Annotated in this window: 12 protein-coding genes; 8 read left to right on the top strand and 4 right to left on the bottom strand. The window is 57.6% G+C overall.

All coding sequences use genetic code 11. From position 1 onward, the window contains the following. Window positions 1-37 precede the first annotated feature (37 nt). Window positions 38-712: a phosphate signaling complex protein PhoU gene (gene phoU, locus WJU23_RS11215; protein WP_346332657.1), complete on the top strand. Its 675-nt coding sequence runs from the start codon at window positions 38-40 to the stop codon at window positions 710-712. Between the two features lies 1 nt (window position 713). Here the strand turns inward: phoU and WJU23_RS11210 are convergent, their stop codons facing one another. Next, the gene (locus WJU23_RS11210) at window positions 714-2,543 is read right to left on the bottom strand and encodes a hypothetical protein (protein ID WP_346332656.1); all 1,830 of its coding nucleotides are present in this window, start codon (window positions 2,541-2,543) and stop codon (window positions 714-716) included. Window positions 2,544-2,684: 141 nt separating this feature from the next. Here WJU23_RS11210 and WJU23_RS11205 point away from each other — a divergent pair, with 141 nt between their 5' ends. Further along, window positions 2,685-5,558 carry a DUF1553 domain-containing protein gene (locus WJU23_RS11205; protein WP_346332655.1) on the top strand — a complete coding sequence of 958 codons (2,874 nt, stop codon included), beginning with the start codon at window positions 2,685-2,687 and terminating at the stop codon, window positions 5,556-5,558. A 15-nt stretch (window positions 5,559-5,573) separates the two neighbouring features. Here WJU23_RS11205 and WJU23_RS11200 read toward each other — a convergent pair whose 3' ends face one another. Then, complete coding sequence (locus tag WJU23_RS11200; RefSeq protein ID WP_346332654.1) at window positions 5,574-7,973, bottom strand: serine/threonine-protein kinase; 2,400 nt, start codon at window positions 7,971-7,973, stop codon at window positions 5,574-5,576. 95 nt (window positions 7,974-8,068) lie between these two features. Here WJU23_RS11200 and WJU23_RS11195 point away from each other — a divergent pair, with 95 nt between their 5' ends. Continuing rightward, window positions 8,069-8,974, top strand: a complete 906-nt coding sequence (locus WJU23_RS11195; protein WP_346332653.1) for an RluA family pseudouridine synthase — start codon at window positions 8,069-8,071, stop codon at window positions 8,972-8,974. A 22-nt stretch (window positions 8,975-8,996) separates the two neighbouring features. Here WJU23_RS11195 and WJU23_RS11190 read toward each other — a convergent pair whose 3' ends face one another. After that, window positions 8,997-9,887 carry a hypothetical protein gene (locus WJU23_RS11190; protein ID WP_346332652.1) on the bottom strand — a complete coding sequence of 297 codons (891 nt, stop codon included), beginning with the start codon at window positions 9,885-9,887 and terminating at the stop codon, window positions 8,997-8,999. Window positions 9,888-10,017: 130 nt separating this feature from the next. Between WJU23_RS11190 and WJU23_RS11185 the strand changes: the two genes are divergently transcribed. The 3 genes from WJU23_RS11185 to WJU23_RS11175 all read left to right on the top strand — a co-directional run bounded on the left by WJU23_RS11185 (window position 10,018) and on the right by WJU23_RS11175 (window position 13,205). Next, on the top strand, window positions 10,018-10,887 hold the full coding sequence (locus tag WJU23_RS11185; RefSeq protein WP_346332651.1) for an alpha/beta hydrolase: 870 nt from the start codon (window positions 10,018-10,020) through the stop codon (window positions 10,885-10,887). A 93-nt stretch (window positions 10,888-10,980) separates the two neighbouring features. Continuing rightward, window positions 10,981-11,973, top strand: a complete 993-nt coding sequence (locus WJU23_RS11180; protein WP_346332650.1) for a permease — start codon at window positions 10,981-10,983, stop codon at window positions 11,971-11,973. Beyond that, window positions 11,970-13,205 (top strand): hypothetical protein, encoded by a 1,236-nt coding sequence (locus WJU23_RS11175; RefSeq protein WP_346332649.1) that lies wholly within the window; start codon window positions 11,970-11,972, stop codon window positions 13,203-13,205. Before WJU23_RS11180 ends, WJU23_RS11175 begins: the two co-directional genes overlap by 4 nt. An 82-nt stretch (window positions 13,206-13,287) precedes the next feature. Here the strand turns inward: WJU23_RS11175 and fabV are convergent, their stop codons facing one another. Next, a complete protein-coding gene (gene fabV / locus WJU23_RS11170; RefSeq protein ID WP_346332648.1) occupies window positions 13,288-14,490 on the bottom strand; it encodes an enoyl-ACP reductase FabV in 1,203 nt (400 codons plus the stop codon). Between the two features lie 152 nt (window positions 14,491-14,642). On the opposite strand from fabV, the gene WJU23_RS11165 reads away from it, so the two are divergent. Further along, window positions 14,643-15,398 (top strand): ABC transporter ATP-binding protein, encoded by a 756-nt coding sequence (locus WJU23_RS11165; RefSeq protein ID WP_346332647.1) that lies wholly within the window; start codon window positions 14,643-14,645, stop codon window positions 15,396-15,398. Window positions 15,399-15,459: 61 nt separating this feature from the next. After that, complete coding sequence (locus WJU23_RS11160) at window positions 15,460-16,257, top strand: ABC transporter permease (protein ID WP_346332646.1); 798 nt, start codon at window positions 15,460-15,462, stop codon at window positions 16,255-16,257. The last annotated feature ends 2 nt before the right edge of the window (window positions 16,258-16,259 follow it).

The raw sequence follows: 16,259 nt of genomic DNA, 5'->3' as shown, positions 1-16,259 counted from the left end.
TCAGCCCGAGCCCCCGCCAATGATGCAAGAGCATATTTTGTCCACCTTTGATCAAGCCCTCAACCGCCTGCGTGAGCAGGTGCTCACCATGGCCAGCATTGCCCGGCGCAATCTCGCCAGTTCCATGCGCGGCCTGCTGGAGCGGAACACCGACCTTTGCAATGCAGCCATTGCCGCCGATCAGGACGTCAATGAACTCGAAAAGGAAATTGACCACCTGGGGATGCAGATCCTGCTGAAATTTCAGCCGACGGCGCACGATCTCCGCCAGGTGATGGGGACCATCCGCGTGGCCAACAACCTGGAGCGGATTTCCGACCAGGCCAGCAGCATCGCCAAACGGGCCCGCGCCATCAACCTGCTGCCGGAAATCCCCGAGCTGAATCTGATCCAGCCGGTTTATCATCTCTGCGCCCGCAATCTGGAGGCAAGCATTCAGGCCTTCACCGATGCAGATCCGGAGTCCGCTGCCGCCAGCCGGCTGCTGGACAAGGAGCTGGATGCCGCCGAAAAGTCTGTGGACCAGTCCCTGCTCCGAGTGATGGAAGCCCGCCAGGCCCCGCTGGAAGGTTATCTGCACCTGATTTTTGTAGCCCGTTTTCTCGAACGGGTCGGCGACCATGCCAAGAATATTTGTGAAGACACCATTTTCATCGAGCGGGCAGAAGATGTGCGGTTTATCAAAAACAAGCGTCCGGAACCGCAGCCCTGAATCAACCCTCCGTTCCCGGCACTTTCAATTCGGCTGATTGTAGGGGAGGCCGCTCGGACGGATAAAACAGCCCAATGGCGCGTCGCAGCTCAGGTGACTTCCGGCTGGCCTCATAGATGACATTGGGGATGCCACGGTTTTTGGCAAACAAATGATAGGCTCCCAGGCTTTCAAAGGAGGCATTCAAAGAACCCGTCATCGGCAGATAGGTGTGGCCCGTGATGCTGACGGTTTCCACCATACCCCACGGCGTGAACCAGCCGGCCTTCTCCAACCGCTCCAGGAGACCATACGTCTCTTGGGGATCGGTAAGCGCGGCTGACATGAGAATGTAGTGCGGATGGATCATGGACTGGTCAGGCAGGTCCACCCCGCCGACCTGATAGCGGTCCCCATGCTCCCCCTCCCCAGCGGACAGGCCATAAATGCCGGTGCGGGCGGCCAGGCTGTCCGGCCAGGTACGCTGGATGTATTCACGCTGGGCCGTGAGCATCCGTCTGCGGGCGCTGAGCCATTTCACGCCATCCAGCGCATCGGGTTCGTCGCTGTCAAAGTCGGGGTAAAACAGGCTCTGGATTTCAGTGATGAAACCAGTGCCCTGCCAGGCCTGCCCAGGACGCTCCATTTTGATCTTGGGTGCATTCTCATTGACGATGTGCTCCAGCATCATGACCAGGGCCGTCTCGCCGCCCCAGTCATGCCAGCCATGGGGCAGCAGGGTGCTGCCGTCATCTTTCAAGCCGTGGCTGAGAGTGCCATCCGGCAGACGCAGGGCTTTGAAGTCTATCTGGTCCACGGCGGAGGCCATTTCCTGTTTCAGATCTTCATCATTCAAAGCTTCAGCCGCCAATAGCAGACTGTGGTAAAAGATGGCTGTATCCACCGTGCTGTATTCGGTGCCCGGGTGGATGATGTAACCTGTGGCGCTGCGCCGGACAAAGTGAGGAAGGAGCCCCATCGGGCGGTCCAAGGCCCGCGAGGCGCGGTGGATGTTGCGGACGATGCGGGCGGCATCACCAGGGCTCACCATCTCCAGCGGAGGCAGGGAGGCCGCAACCGTCGCCAGGGCAAACATGCCGGTGGAGGCCATGGATTCAAAGGCACCGTCTTCTGTATGTGCACGGTCTTTGACCAGGCCGGAGGCGGAGTCATAACAGCGGGCCAGCTTGGCATAGGAAGTGGCGAAGACGTATTCATCAAACGGCACCGCCGGCAGTTCCATCCCCAGGTTTAAACTGGCCACACAGATTTCGCTTCCAGGCTCAGCCGTCCAGTTGATGAGTTTGGCGTTGGGAAGGGCCAATGTGGGGACAGGCAGCACATAAGTCTCGCAAGTGGTCGCAGCAATATCCACGCTCTGCTCCCAAAGAGTCTTTTGCTCAGGCGATTTGATCTCCAGTTTGATCCTGCCGCTGCCTTTCGCGCGGAGCATGACGCTGCTTACTTTTGGCTGAAAACGGTGGCGGATGAATTCCGGCCAGGGGGCAGCAAAATTCAGCGTCTTTCCAGTTTCCCGCGCCAGGCCGGAAAGGCTGTGCCAGAGACCTGCCCAGGAGTCAGGGTCCTGGCCAAGATGGACGCAAATTTCGTCACTTTCCCATTGGATCGTATGCTGGGCAGGCCCGTGAAAACCAAAGTCCGTGCCCAGATGGGTATAAGCCACAAAGGAGTTTAACCGGCGGGTTCCTTCGATGGGGGTTGGGTTCTTCCCTGGCTGGATGCGGATGAAGTATTCCTGCACAGGCTGCCAGACCTGCCGGGAAACAGGCCCGGTCGCAGAAGCGGCGGTGGTGATCCAGAGGCAGGCTGCGCAGAGCGGAAGGAAACGCATGGGGCAAAATGAACAGTTAATGGAATTACGTGCCCGAAGGCAACGCTGTTTATCATAGTCTTCGCAGTACCGGCTGAAAACAGCCGCATCGCCGCCTCATTGAAAGAGGGCGCAAGCCTCCTCCGTTTGCTTAAATTGATCATGCCGAAAGCCGCCTCACGCCTCGTCTTCTGGATTTTGCCGTTTATGCCTGCCACGGGCATGGCTGCCGTGGCAGAGCAGGCGGAATTTTTTGAAAAACGCATCCGCCCTTTGCTGATCGAGCACTGCACGGAATGCCATGGCATGGACAAACAAAAAGGCAGCCTGCGCCTGGACCATCGCGCAGGATGGCAGACCGGCGGCGATTCAGGGCCAAGCATTGTCCCGGGTAAAATCGAGGAAAGCCTGCTTTGGAAGGTGGTCAGTTATGAAGACCGGGATCTAAAGATGCCGCCGAAAAAGAAACTCCCGGCAGCCGCGCTGGAAGATTTAAAGACCTGGATCGCCTCCGGCGCGCATGATCCCCGTGCCGATGCGCCAGAGGCACGCAACAGTGATCGCAGTCCCAAGGCAGACGGAAGTTTCTGGTCGTTTCAGCCTCCTGTCATCAAGCTCCCCGGGCCTGTTCAGCAGAAGGACTGGGCATACAATAAAATTGATCATTTTATCCTTTCCGCACTGGAGTCCGCCAGCGCACTGCCGGCACCGGACGCAGATGTCCAGACACTGGCCAGGAGACTCTCCTTTGACCTGACCGGCCTGCCCCCAGGAGAAGCAGGAACTGACCTGCCACCACTTCAAGGGACGACGGCCATGCTTCAATACGAAGCCCTGGTGGACGCACTTCTGGCCACTCCGGCGTTTGCTGAGCGCTGGGCTTCGCATTTCATGGACATCACCCGCTTTGCCGAGTCCTCTGGCGGTGGCCGTTCCCTGCCCTTCAAAGATGCCTGGCGTTTTCGGGATTATCTGCTGGAGGCGCTCCGGACCGATGTGCCCGTGGACCACATGATCACCCAGATGATCGCCGGTGATCTGATGCCTGCAAAAAATGCCGAGGAACGGCGGCAGAATCTCACGGCCACAGGTTTTCTGGCCCTGGGCCCTACCAATTATGAAGAGCAGGACAAGCAGATGCTGCGCATGGACATTGTGGATGAGCAACTGGACACCATCGGCAAGTCGTTCATGGGCATGACCATCGGCTGTGCGCGCTGCCATGACCACAAATTTGATCCCATCTCCACCCGCGACTATTACGCGTTGGCCGGCATTATGCGCAGCACCCGCACGCTGAAAAACTACACCGACAACGTCGCTCATTGGATAGACACTCCCCTGCCCTTTGAGGGTGAGGAGGAACAGAAAATGCAGGCCAAAGAAAAACAGATCGCCAAGCTGACGGAGGAAATCGCCACCCTGAAGAATGAACTGGGAGATGTAGGTGGGGCGGCCTTGCGCAAGAAAGCCACCCTCAGTCCAAGTGATCTTCCTGGAGTGGTCGTGGATGACAGCGAGGCCCAGAAGGTGGGTTTCTGGAAGGAAAGCAAGATGTATCCGCCTTTCATTGGAGGCGGTTACTCCCATGATCATGACGAGGGCAAAGGTGAAAAAACCATCACTTTTACTCCCAAGCTGCCAGTCGCCGGAAGATATGAAGTGCGGCTGGCTTTCAGTGCCGGGCCAGGGCGCGCCCTGCGCATCCCGGCCACCATCTTTCATGCCGATGGTGAAGAGCTGGTTTACTTCAAACAATCCAACGAAAGTCTCAAAGGGCTTCAGTTTGTCTCACTGGGCACATTCCGTTTTGAAAAGACCGGGCAAAATTTTGTCATGATCTCCAATGCCGGCGCGGAAGGTTACGTGACCGTGGACGCCATGCAGTTTCTGCCGGCGGATGCTGAGATGCCTGACATGCCCACCCTTGTCGCCAGCGAGGAAGAGTCCAAGATCAAAGACCGCGTGGACATCCTGTCCAGGGAACTCCGTATCCTCCAAAAACAAGGTCCTGTCCGCCTGGAAGCCATGGCCGTGGCGGAGGATGAAAAGCCAGAAGATGCCCGCATTCATGTGCGCGGAAACATCCGCAACCTGGGTGCACCTGTACCCCGTGGCTTTATCCAGGTGGCTGTGAAAGGCCAGGCCCCGGCGATCCCCGCAGACCAGAGCGGCCGTCTGCAAATGGCCCAGTGGATGACCTCCCGCGAGCATCCGCTGACTTCCCGTGTCTTCGTCAACCGCGTCTGGCACTGGCTCTTTGGTGCCGGTATTGTGCGCAGCACAGATAACTTTGGCATCACTGGCGAACTGCCTTCGCACCCCGAACTGCTGGATTATCTGGCGGTAAAATTCATGGAGGATGGCTGGAGCCTGAAACGCCTGATCAAGGAAATGGTCATGAGCCGCACCTACCGGATGAGTTCTGAAGGTGCCACGATTGAATCAGATCCCGACAACCGGCTGCTGGCCAGGATGAACCGTAAGCGTCTGGATGCCGAGTGCATTCGTGACGCCATGCTGGTGGCCGCCGGTACGGTGGACGCCCGCTGGGCCGGACCGAACATTGGCGATGCCAAGGCGGTGGATTCCAACGATACCAAGGTGCAGAACATGGAGTACTCCTATCCCTTCAATGACTCCCGTCGCAGCGTCTATACGGCGGCGTTCCGCAATGTACGGCATCCGCTCTTTGAAGTATTCGATTTTGCGGACATCAACCAGCCCATCGCTCAGCGCACCGCCAGCACTGTGGCTCCCCAGGCGCTTTATTTGATGAACCATCCGGAAGTTATCGAACTGGCGCGCGCCACCGCTTCCCGTATGCTTCAGGCCACCACGTCCGCAGAAGACCGTGTCCATGAAGCCTATCGTTTGTGCCTGAGCCGGAGTGCCACCGATAAGGAACTGGACATCGCCACCGATTATCTTGAGGCCTCAATCTCCGGCAATACGACGGAAGAAGAAAGCCGGGATGCCTGGGCCCGGCTCGTCCAGGCTCTCTGGGCCACGCCTGAATTCCGCTTTGTGAAATAAGCAGGAGAAATTCTTTTACTGAACCACTTTCATCCAGCGGGAGCGGAAGCTGCGGTTCTCTTCCATGAGCTGGGCCGCCACCGTTGCCGAGAGGCTGTGAAGGCCCGTCACGCGGGCAAAGACCGCAATGCGCTCCTGCCTCTGATAATAGTCGGTGCTGTCGGTGACCTGCTCTGCAAAATGCTGCGCCGCAGCCAGAAGTGATTCAGGGGAAATGCTGTCCAGCGGGACAGTCAGCGCACCCCGCTCCAGAGTGACTGTCACCTGGCGAATATCGGCTGCCGTGACCCGGCCTTCCAAAGTGCTGGCCCCCACGCGCTGCAGCCGGCCCTGATAACCCTGCACGGAGATGTCCATAAAAAGCTGGCTCAGAAATGCCTGCCCCTGCTCATACAGATAGCGCCGTCCCTCCAGTGCGGACTGGACCTCAGGAGACTGGAAACGGACATCTTTCAGCAACTCCACCACGCGTGAGTAATCGTACCCCTGCACCAGGGACGGCAGCACGCTGGTGATCTCCGCCAGTTGCGCCAGCTCCCGCTCACGAAGAACGCGGTCTTCAGCCAGTTGCTGGCGGTGCAGGTCCATGCGCAGCCTGACAAACTCGCCGTTGATTTTTGCTTCCAGCTTGATGAGGGACTGCTTGAATGCACCGCCTGTGCGCAGTTTTTCCCGAGCCTTTTTGACGGCGGCGAGAGACTCCCGGTATCCTTTCAAATCTTTCGGCGAAGCCAGGTTTTGCACGCTTTTGGCCACGGCCAGATCTGTTTTATACAGATCATAGACGGATGCATAACCTTGCACCCAGTCGAGCGCGGCAGCGTTGGGTCCTGTTTTCACATCGCCCAGATGTGCGGCAAAGAACTCCAGTTCGGAAAGGCCAAGCATGGCATCGCCAAAATGCCACTCGGCCAGACCATGAAGCAGATACCCCAATACAGTTTCCTGGGTGGTGTCATATCCCAGGCTTTCCAGCGGCGTTCCTAAGGCCAGATTACTTCCCATGCGGGTTCCGATGGATTTGAAAAAACCAGCCAGTTCCGCAGACACCAGGGTGCTTCCTTCTCCGGTATCCTCGGCCATCTTTTTCAGGTGCTTCATGGCATCCGTGCGGTTGCTGATCATGATGCTGCACAGGGCGGCATTGAACCGCGCCCAGTTTAGAGTCGGCTGACGGGCCTCTCCTGAATCAATCAGCTTTTCAAACTGCTGCCTCGACTGGGCGAAGCCCTTCTTCACCAGCATCGTCTCGCGGGCTTTGAGGAATTTTTCAGCCACCGTCTCACGACCGGCCTGCAGTGTCACCCCTTCGCCGCTAAGATCATCCTGGTAGGCATCCTCCGTATCGGTGATGGCCACAGCCGCCCGGTCACCTGTGCTGCGGAACAGCCATCCGACAATGAAAGCCATCACCAGTGCCGCTGCGGCGATGCCCAACCAGCGCAGCTTGCGGCTGCTGAAGCGGGTTTTATATCCCTGCCCCACCAGACCTTCGGCCAGGCGCAGCTCCTCCACCGTTTCATCGTAGTTGGCGCAGCGCTCCTGTGGCCGGAAGGCCACCATGCGGTTGATGACGTGGATGGTGCGGGGGGCAAAGCGCAGTCCGCTGTCCTCCAAGGCCACTCGGCGGCATTTGATCATCCGCAGTTCCTGGATGTTGTTCGATTCTGCCTTGTGCGGCGGACGCCCTGTAAGAGCATGGAATAGCGACGCGCCAAGGCTGAAGATGTCACTCCGGTAGTCTTCGCGATTATCAATGATCTTTTCCGGGGCCACGTAATACGGAGTGGCCCAGATTTCACTGGATGAATCCGGTCCGCGCTCCACAAAAAGGGCCAGACCGAAGTCCACTACCTTCGAGGTGCCGGTTTCAGTGAAAAGAATGTTGGCCGGTTTAACATCCCGGTGGATCAGCCCCAGCTGCTGCGCCGCACGCAGGCCCTCGGCCACCTCGCGTCCGATGCGCAGCGCCTCCTCCTCTTTGATGGTCCCTTCCCGGCGGATCCGCTGCTCCAGGCTGCCGCCATTCACCAGCTCCATGGCGATGTAAAAGTAACCCTGGTCATAGCCGACTGAATACAGCTTGATGACGTTGGGGTGGTTTACATTGGCGGTGATGAGCGCCTCCTGGCGGAACTGCTCCACACGTGAGGCATCCCGGCTGTATTGCCGGTTCAGAATTTTCAATGCCACCCGGCGGCCCAGGGTTTCATCTTCAGCCTCAAACACCCGGCTCATCCCGCCTTCACCGATCTGGCGGACTATGATGAAGTGGTCGAACTTCCTGCGCACCCGCACCATCTGCCCGCAAAATGGGCACTTGAGTTTGGTAAACGGCTCCAGCGATGTCACATCAATCTGGTTTTGACAGACGGGACAGGTGCTGAGGTAAGTTTGTTCGGGGGTAGGGGTCACTGAAAGGGGCTTTGTCAGAAGCTCAATACTTCCATCGCACATGAAATGCCAGAAATTACAGATTGCCTAATTTATTCGAATCATGACAATGTGATGTGGACTGGATTATTACAGAGCAGAGCGATATTGGGCAACGATTGGACAAGCATCTTACAGGACGATTTACTGATCTGTCCCGCTCCCGGTTGCAAGATTTGATTCGAGACGGACATGTCACCCTCAATGGCCGTCCGGCCAAAGCCAGCATCTCATTAAAGCCTGGGGACGCCATTTCCCTGGTCATCCCGGAGGCCACAGCCGTGGAGGTCGTCGCCCAGGACATACCGTTGGAGATTCTGTTTGAGGACAAGGACATCCTCGTCCTCAACAAGCCGCCGGGGCTTGTTGTGCACCCTGCGGCGGGGAACCCGGATGGCACCCTGGTCAATGCCCTCCTTCATCACTGTGATGATCTCAGCGGCATCGGCGGAGAAATGCGCCCGGGCATTGTCCACCGGCTGGATAAGGACACCAGCGGCTGCATGGTCGTGGCCAAAAACGACATCGCCCACCGGCGGCTTTCTGAAGCCTTCGCCGAACGCCGGATGAGCAAAATTTACCTGGCGGCCATCAACGGCGTGCCGAAGGAGAAAAGCGGCCGCATCCAGAACCTCATCGGCCGCCATCCGGTGGACCGGAAACGCATGGCCATTCTGTATGATGGTGCGGGCAAGGAAGCCATCACCGAGTGGGAGCAGCTTTCCGTATATAAAGACACCGCCCTCATCCGCTGCAAGCTCCTCACCGGCCGTACCCATCAGATCCGTGTGCACATGAAAGAGGGGCTTGGATTTCCCATCCTGGGAGATCCAATTTACGGCCATCCCAGCCGCCAGAAGATCCCTAGCACACGGCTCATGCTCCATGCCTGGAAGCTGAGCCTCCATCATCCCATCCATGACCAGCCCATGAGTTTTGAGGCAACCGTACCGGCAGAATACGGCCCCTGGATGTGCCGGTGAACAAGATGCTTGCCGCTTTTGATCAGCGCCCTTTTTCCAGCACATCTGCCGTGATCACCACAGGCAGCTTCAGCGGACTGGTCAGAGCGGCATCCTTGGATTCGTAATGGAAAACGCGAACCGGGGGTTTGCCGTTTTTGCCAGTGAGAACAAAGAAGTCCAACTGCAAAAGACGCTCTTCACCGGCAGGGATGTCAGTGGGTTTGACGGTCAGAGTCACATCATTTGGCCCGTTTTTCAGGCCTCCAATGACGAAAATCTTTTCGGCATGATCCGACATCACCGGATAGTCGAAACCATTGATCCTCATAGTCGTCGAAAAGCCATAGGACTGGAGCGTACAGCCGGCCACATTTTCAGGGACATCGCAGAGCGGCGGCACCGCAGGCGCCTTGCCGGGCGGCGTGAATTCGGGGTAATCCAGAAAGTCCAGTTTGCCGCCGGACTGGATCTGCTGGACGACCTCCGGCCGGTCCGCCAGCTTCAGCACCTTGGTGCTGTCGAAGCGCCAGCCACCCCGTTCATTGAAGAACTTGATCATGAGTACACTGTTGGGAATCTGGCTGGGATCTCCGCCCAGGTTCACCTTGCCAAAGTAAAGCAGATGAGCTGTCTCCCCCACCGCCTGGGCTTCCAACAATTGCAGGCCGGTGATGTCCGGTGGGTCCAAAGGCACGGCAAACACCGCGCTGGGGAACGACTGCCGCTGGCTGACAATGAGGTTCCGCGTGACCACCTGGCGGTACTGGGTGATGGCGGCAGCCCAGGCACGCGGGTCCTGGGCCTGGATGGCCGCCCGCCACTGCTGGTAGGCGCGGTCCAGATTCACCCTCAAGGCGGGATCCTGGCCGGATGCCTGAGAGGAAAGGATAAACAGCAGAAAAAGAAAGATAGAACGCGCAAAAGTCTTCACGGACGGTATTGTGGGCGGCTGAAATCTGTTGGAGCAACAAAAATTCATCCTGAATGGTACTGTTCAGCCTGGAAAAGAGGTTGCCGGATCAAGGTTTTTCGCAAGAGTCACAATTCTGCCACACGCACACATGGAATCTCTCGGCGAAGGTCATCAACGCACACTCCCACTCGACCGAAATCGGGAACTTCTCAAGACGGCTCGTGAAGAGATTTATAAGACCGTCGGTGATATCAGCCTTCCTGTTTACATCTGGGAGCCGGAGGCGGATAAAGCACCGCAATATCCCAAATCCGTCGCCGCCTTCTTTTTCAGCAGCGGCTGGGACAATGGCCAGATTGCCCAGTTTGCACCTCACTGCGTTTATTTTGCCTCACGCGGCATGATGACGATGGCCTTTGATTATCGAATTACCAACCGCAACCGGGGTGGCCCGCTGGAGGCTATCGCGGATGCGCGCTCGGCCATGCGCTGGATCCGCCTCAATGCGGTTGAGCTTGGCATCAATCCTGGCAAGATCGTCGGCATCGGCGGCAGTGGCGGCGGCCATGCCATCACTTCAGCGGCCATGCTCAATGGCTTTGATGATCCTGCGGACATTCTGGACAGCAGCCCTGCGCCGAATGCCATCGTGCTATTTAATCCAGTACTGGACACCTCGAAGAAAGGCTTCGGCCTGGAGCGTTTTCCAGATGCGGGCGTGGCCAAGGATGCCAACCTCATCCGTGCCATCCGTCCCGGCCTGCCCCCCATGCTGATCATGCACGGCACGGCGGACCGCGTGGTGCCCTTTGCTGGCACGTATGAGTTTGCCAAAAAATCCTCCAAAAAGAAGAATTTCTGCCGCCTCATCGAGTTTGAAGGCCAGGGCCACGGCTTCTTCAATTTCAATCTCTCCTTTGAGATGTATGAGGCCACCCTGATGGCCATGGACGAGTTCTTTGTCGAACTCGGCTTTCTGGAGCCGGATCCTGAGGCCGGACTCGGTAAAGTGGACTGACGCGCTTCGGTTGTCTTTTCCCTCACTGGAATTGTTCAGGATGAATGTTTCCCGCTTGAACCGGGTGGCCAGCCACGTTTAAAGGCTTCACCAATGATTTTAGCCGCCCTGCCCGAACCCAGCCCCTTTGGCGATGTCCTGATGGCATTCCTGAGCATCCTTTTTGAAGGGGCTCCATACATCATGATCGGCACCCTGCTGTCCGGTCTCATCGATGCCTTCCTCCCAGCCAAGCTGCTGGAGCGCGTACTGCCCAGGAACAAGGTCCTGTCCACCCTCGTGGCGGGCTTTCTCGGTCTTATTTTTCCCGTCTGTGAATGTGCCGTTGTGCCGGTGATCCGGCGGCTGGTGAAAAAGGGCCTCCCGCTTTCCTGTGCGCTCTCTTACATGCTTTCCGCCCCCATCATGAATCCCATCGTGGCGGTGAGCACCCTGACGGCCTTCAAGGAATTCGAGAACATCACCGGCTGGTCCACCCTGGGCAATGCCAGCATGACGATTGCGCGTCTTTCCTTGGGCTATCTGGTGGCGGTCACCGTGGGTCTCATCGTGCTGCGCTTCAGACCGGCGCAGCTTTTGAAAAAGAGCGTCGCCGACAGCATTGAGCACTCCGCCGCCGAAGCCGCCCACGGTCACGCCCCCAAGACCACCTTCAACGCCAAGCTCGTCCATGCCTTCCGCACTGCCATGGGGGACTTCCTGGATACGGGGATGTATTTCACCATCGGCGTCATCATCACCTCCGTCTTCAATACCCAGGTGGACCAGAGCCTGCTGGATTCGGTGGCCGGGAACAGCATGCTGGCCATCCCGTCCATCATGGGCCTGGCGTTCGTATTGTCCCTATGCAGCACGTCGGATGCCTTCATTGCCGCCCCCATGGCGTCCTTCTCCATGGCGGCCAAGCTCGCCTTCCTGGTCTTCGGACCCATGATGGACATCAAGCTCATGTTCATGTATGCTGCCGTGTTCAAGCGTCGTATGGTCATCGCCATGCTGCTGGGCACTTTCCTTTTGATTGCCCTGCTGGCTAACCCCTGGATGGACCTCATTCAACTTCTGCAAACCCCGTTGCCAAAACCATGAGCGGAACTCGCACTGTCATTCAACTCATCAGCATCGCACTCCTTTTCGTCTGGAGTGCCGTGCTGTTGTACTTCCATTACACGGGTCGGGTGAATGAATACCTCCCGGGTGACGGCATCTTCCGTCCCATGGTACTCGTCACCGGCATCGGCCTGGCCATCATGGGCCTCTTTAATCTGCTGACCATGGGTGTGGAAGATGCCGCTTGCGAAGGGCATGACCATGGCCAGGGCGGCTGTGGCCATGGCCATGGTCATGCCGCCAAAACGGGATGCGGGCACGACCATTCTCATGAGCACGGACATACTCATGCACATAGCGAAGACTGCGGGCATGATCACGGCCATGTGCACGAACATACTCATGTACACAGTAAAGGCTGCGGGCATGATCACCCCCATGACCACGAACATGCTCATGTACACAGCGAAGGCTGCGGACACGATCATTCCCATGACCACGCAAAACCGGCTGCTCATACCCATGACCATGGGCATGGCATCTTGGCGGAGAGCGGCTGGGTGGGCAGAGGCATCGCCATCCTGATCCTCTTCGCCCCCATCACCTGGGCGGCCATCTATACACCGGACCGATTCAGCGCTGCGGCGGTGATGAACAAAGGCGTTTACGATCAAAATTATAATTCCACGGCCCGTGCAGATGAGTTTACCCTGCGGGGCAATGCGTCCAAACCTGCCCGCGCCATGCCGGTTGTGACCCCTATGCCGGACACCCCGCTTCCGCCACCGGAGCAGTTTAATGATCCCGCAGCCGTGGCCAAAGCCGCATCTGCGGCTCCGGCCAAAGAAGCCCAGAGCTATGGCAGCTTCACTTTGGAAGATCTGAAGCAGCAGGTGCCCCAAAACAGCAAAGGTGAGTTCGTTCTGGAAGTGCCGGAGATTTATTACACCGGCGGTGACATCGAAGTTCAGCGCGTCATTACCGGTCAGGCCATCGAGACCACCGCCCAGGTCCTGCCGGAGAAGGTCAACAATGAAAACGGCCACCGCCTGCGCATCTTCCGCATGCTGGTCCAATGCTGTGCCGCCGATGCCCGTCCTTATTCCATACCGGTCGATTTTGGCGAGAAGGCCCCCGATTTCAAAGAGATGACCTGGGTGAAAATTTCTGGCATCATGAGTTATGAGAAAGAGGGCGACCAGACCGTCCCCGTCATCAAGGTCACCAACTCTGAAGAGACCACGGCACCGGACAATACGATGATTTATTGAGGCTGTTCACCATCTGCGGTGAAAGCAAAACAGCGTGGCTTTTGGCCACGCTGTTTTTTTTGAAATGCAGACTCCGCAGAAGTTATGCCGCCGCTGCCCCGATGGAAGGCACCGGCACATTCGGATTCGTATCCGCCGAATAGTCCACGCCTTCGAGACCAAAACCAAAGAGGCGGAGGAAGCTGGACTGGTATCCGGCGAAGTCGCCGTATTCCGCCAGGTTGTCCGTATTCACCTCGGTCCAGCGCTTGCCCACCAGCTCCTGGACGGCAGGCTTCATTTCCCAGTCGTCCACACGGATGCGTCCGGCTTCGTCGGGCTGCGGATTGCCGCTATACAGGCGATCCCGGAACAGACGGTCCATTTGCTCAATGGTGTCCTCATGCGTCCCCTCTGCCTTCATGACCTTATACAGGAGGGAGATGTATAAAGGCACCACCGGGATGGCGGAGCTGGCCTGCGTGACCAGGGCTTTGTTCACGGATACCCAGGCCTTGCCGTTCAGCGGGGCCAGTTTTTCATCCAGCTTCCGCTGCACCATTTCAAGATCTTCCTTGGCTTTGCCAATGGTGCCGTTTTTATAGATCGGCCAGGTCACTTCCGGCCCGATGTAGGAATAGGACACCGTCTGCACGCCCGGGGCCAGCGCATCGGCGGCCAGCAGGGCGTCCATCCACATTTCCCAGTCTTCCCCGCCCATCACCGCCACTGTCTGGGCGATGTCATCCCCCTGGGCAGGTTCGATGGAGATTTCATTCACCACGCCAGTGGTGGTATTCAGATTCTTGTTCGTATAGATTTCGCCAATCGGCTTCAGGACCGACTTGAAGACTTCACCTGACGTCGGATGCGTGCGGCGCGGAGAGGCCAGGCTGTAGATGACCAGGTCCACTTGCTCAAGGTCGGCCTTGATGGCTGCGATGACCTCTGTTTTAACCGCGTCAGAATACGCATCACCATTGAATGAGCGCGCATACAGACCGGCCTCCTTGGCCTCTTTTTCAAAAGCGGCGGTATTATACCACCCGGCGGTCGCCGTGCGGTCATCCTCACCGGGGCGCTCGAAAAACACACCTATGGTGGAGGCATTGGCACCAAACGCAGCCGCAATGCGGGAGGAAAGGCCGTATCCGGTGGAGGAGCCGATCACCAGAACCCTCTTGGGCCCGTTTTCCATGAGGCCGCCCTTTTTGACGACAGCTATTTGTTCCGCCACGTGTTTGGCGCAGCCCTCAGGGTGGGCGGTGGTACAGATGAAACCTCGGATCTTGGGTGCAACGATCATAATCAGCCCATCGGGTAATGTGCCCAGGGCCGCTGGCAACTGATTTTATTTCCCGGCTTCCCCGGAACTGCCCTGCCTCCGTTGCATTTCGCCGCAGCAGAAAATGTGCATCGTCTTGCATTTCCTTCCATTCCAGCGAATCTGCGCACCCCATGTCCACCCCCGACACGCGTGAAGTAATTTTGGAAGCCCGTGATCTCACCCGCGATTTTGACGGAGTGAAGGCTCTCGACCGCTTTTCGTTCAAGCTCCATCGCGGGGAAATCCTTGGCCTGCTGGGAGCCAATGGCGCAGGCAAGACCACCGCCATGAATTGCATGCTGGGGCTGACCTTGCCCACCTCCGGGGATCTTTTTGCCTTTGGCAAAGAGCTCCAGGCCAACCGTATCGAGATCCTGAAAAAGACCAATTTTTCCTCCGCCTACGTCAGCCTGCCGGGAAACCTGAAGGTGTGGCAAAACCTCACAGTGTTCGCCCAGATTTATGGTGTCCCTAACCACAAGAAAAAGATCGATGAGCTGCTCGAACTCCTCGAAGTGGCTGATCTTCGGAACCGCGTCACCGGCCAGCTTTCCGCCGGAGAATCCACCCGGGTGAACCTCTGCAAAGCCTTTCTCAACGAGCCGGAGCTCCTCATGCTGGATGAGCCTACCGCCAGCCTGGATCCCGACATCGCCGACAAGGTCCGCAAAGTTGTCCGCCGCGTCCAGAGCGAGCGCAACATCGGCATCCTCTACACCAGCCACAACATGCGCGACATTGAGGAAGTGTGTGACCGCGTCATCTTCCTGCACAAAGGTAAAATTGTGGCCGAAGGCACACCCGATCAGATCGTGCAAAAATTCTCCGAAAACTCACTTGAGGACGTCTTCATCAAGATCGCCCGCAGCGGTGATCTTGAGGCCTGAGAACAGCTCACAAAAGAGATTCGTTAACAAAACATACAAGCTTTTCAGGATACACCGGATTATGAATTTGAGGATCATTTGGGCCTTGGTGCTGCGCTACATTTTTCTCTACACCCGCAATCCCATCCGCCTCGTGGAGATGGTTTTCTGGCCGGTGGTGGACCTGCTCGTCTGGGGAAACCTGACCCTCTTCCTGCAGAACAACACCACGCATGAATTCGGCAACTACATCCTCTTCCTCCTGGGGGCGATGATCCTTTGGGACATCCTGTTCCGCGCCCAGCAGGGCGTGGCCATCTCCTTTCTTGAGGACGTGTGGACCCGCAACCTGTTGAACATCTTTGTCGCCCCGGTGCGCACATCTGAATACCTCGGTGCGACCTTTGCCGTCGGTGTGCTGCGCATCATCATCACCGGTGTCGTCCTCGGCTCCATTGCCTGGTTTGGTTATGCGTTTAACGTCTTTGTCCTGGAGTGGTGGCTGGTGCCCTTCTTCCTGAATTTGATGCTGTTTGGCTGGTCGCTTGGCATGATCTCCACGGCCCTCATTCTGCGCTGGGGCCAGGCCGCCGAATCCCTTGCTTGGGCAGTTCCCTTTTTCATCCAGCCCGCCGTGGCCGTGTTTTATCCGGTGGAGGTCATGCCTGGCTGGGCCCAGCCCATCGCCTGGTCCTTTCCGGCCACCTACATCTTCGAAGGCATGCGGGAAGTGATGCGCACCGGCAGCATGAACCTCACCCTGCTGGTTCAGGCCTTCACATTGAACCTCGTCTATCTGGCAGCCGCCGGCGGACTGTTCCTGTGGATTCTGCGCGTGACCCGCAAGCGCGGCCTTCTGACGAAGTTTGCCACGCAGTAATC

The sequence above is a fragment of the Prosthecobacter sp. SYSU 5D2 genome (assembly GCF_039655865.1).
In the GTDB taxonomy this organism is placed as follows: Bacteria; Verrucomicrobiota; Verrucomicrobiia; order Verrucomicrobiales; family Verrucomicrobiaceae; genus Prosthecobacter.
The sequence above is the reverse complement of the archived record's forward strand: the minus strand, read 5'-3'. Positions and strand labels throughout refer to the sequence as shown.

Excerpts from the sequence above, each read along its gene's own strand:
- WJU23_RS11210 (WP_346332656.1), bottom strand. The coding sequence starts at position 2,543 with ATGCGTTTCCTTCCGCTCTGCGCAGCCTGCCTCTGGATCACCACCGCC.
- WJU23_RS11205 (WP_346332655.1), top strand. The coding sequence starts at position 2,685 with ATGCCGAAAGCCGCCTCACGCCTCGTCTTCTGGATTTTGCCGTTTATG.
- WJU23_RS11185 (WP_346332651.1), top strand. The coding sequence starts at position 10,018 with ATGGAATCTCTCGGCGAAGGTCATCAACGCACACTCCCACTCGACCGA.
- WJU23_RS11180 (WP_346332650.1), top strand. The coding sequence starts at position 10,981 with ATGATTTTAGCCGCCCTGCCCGAACCCAGCCCCTTTGGCGATGTCCTG.
- WJU23_RS11175 (WP_346332649.1), top strand. The coding sequence starts at position 11,970 with ATGAGCGGAACTCGCACTGTCATTCAACTCATCAGCATCGCACTCCTT.
- fabV (WP_346332648.1), bottom strand. The coding sequence starts at position 14,490 with ATGATCGTTGCACCCAAGATCCGAGGTTTCATCTGTACCACCGCCCAC.
- WJU23_RS11165 (WP_346332647.1), top strand. The coding sequence starts at position 14,643 with ATGTCCACCCCCGACACGCGTGAAGTAATTTTGGAAGCCCGTGATCTC.
- WJU23_RS11160 (WP_346332646.1), top strand. The coding sequence starts at position 15,460 with ATGAATTTGAGGATCATTTGGGCCTTGGTGCTGCGCTACATTTTTCTC.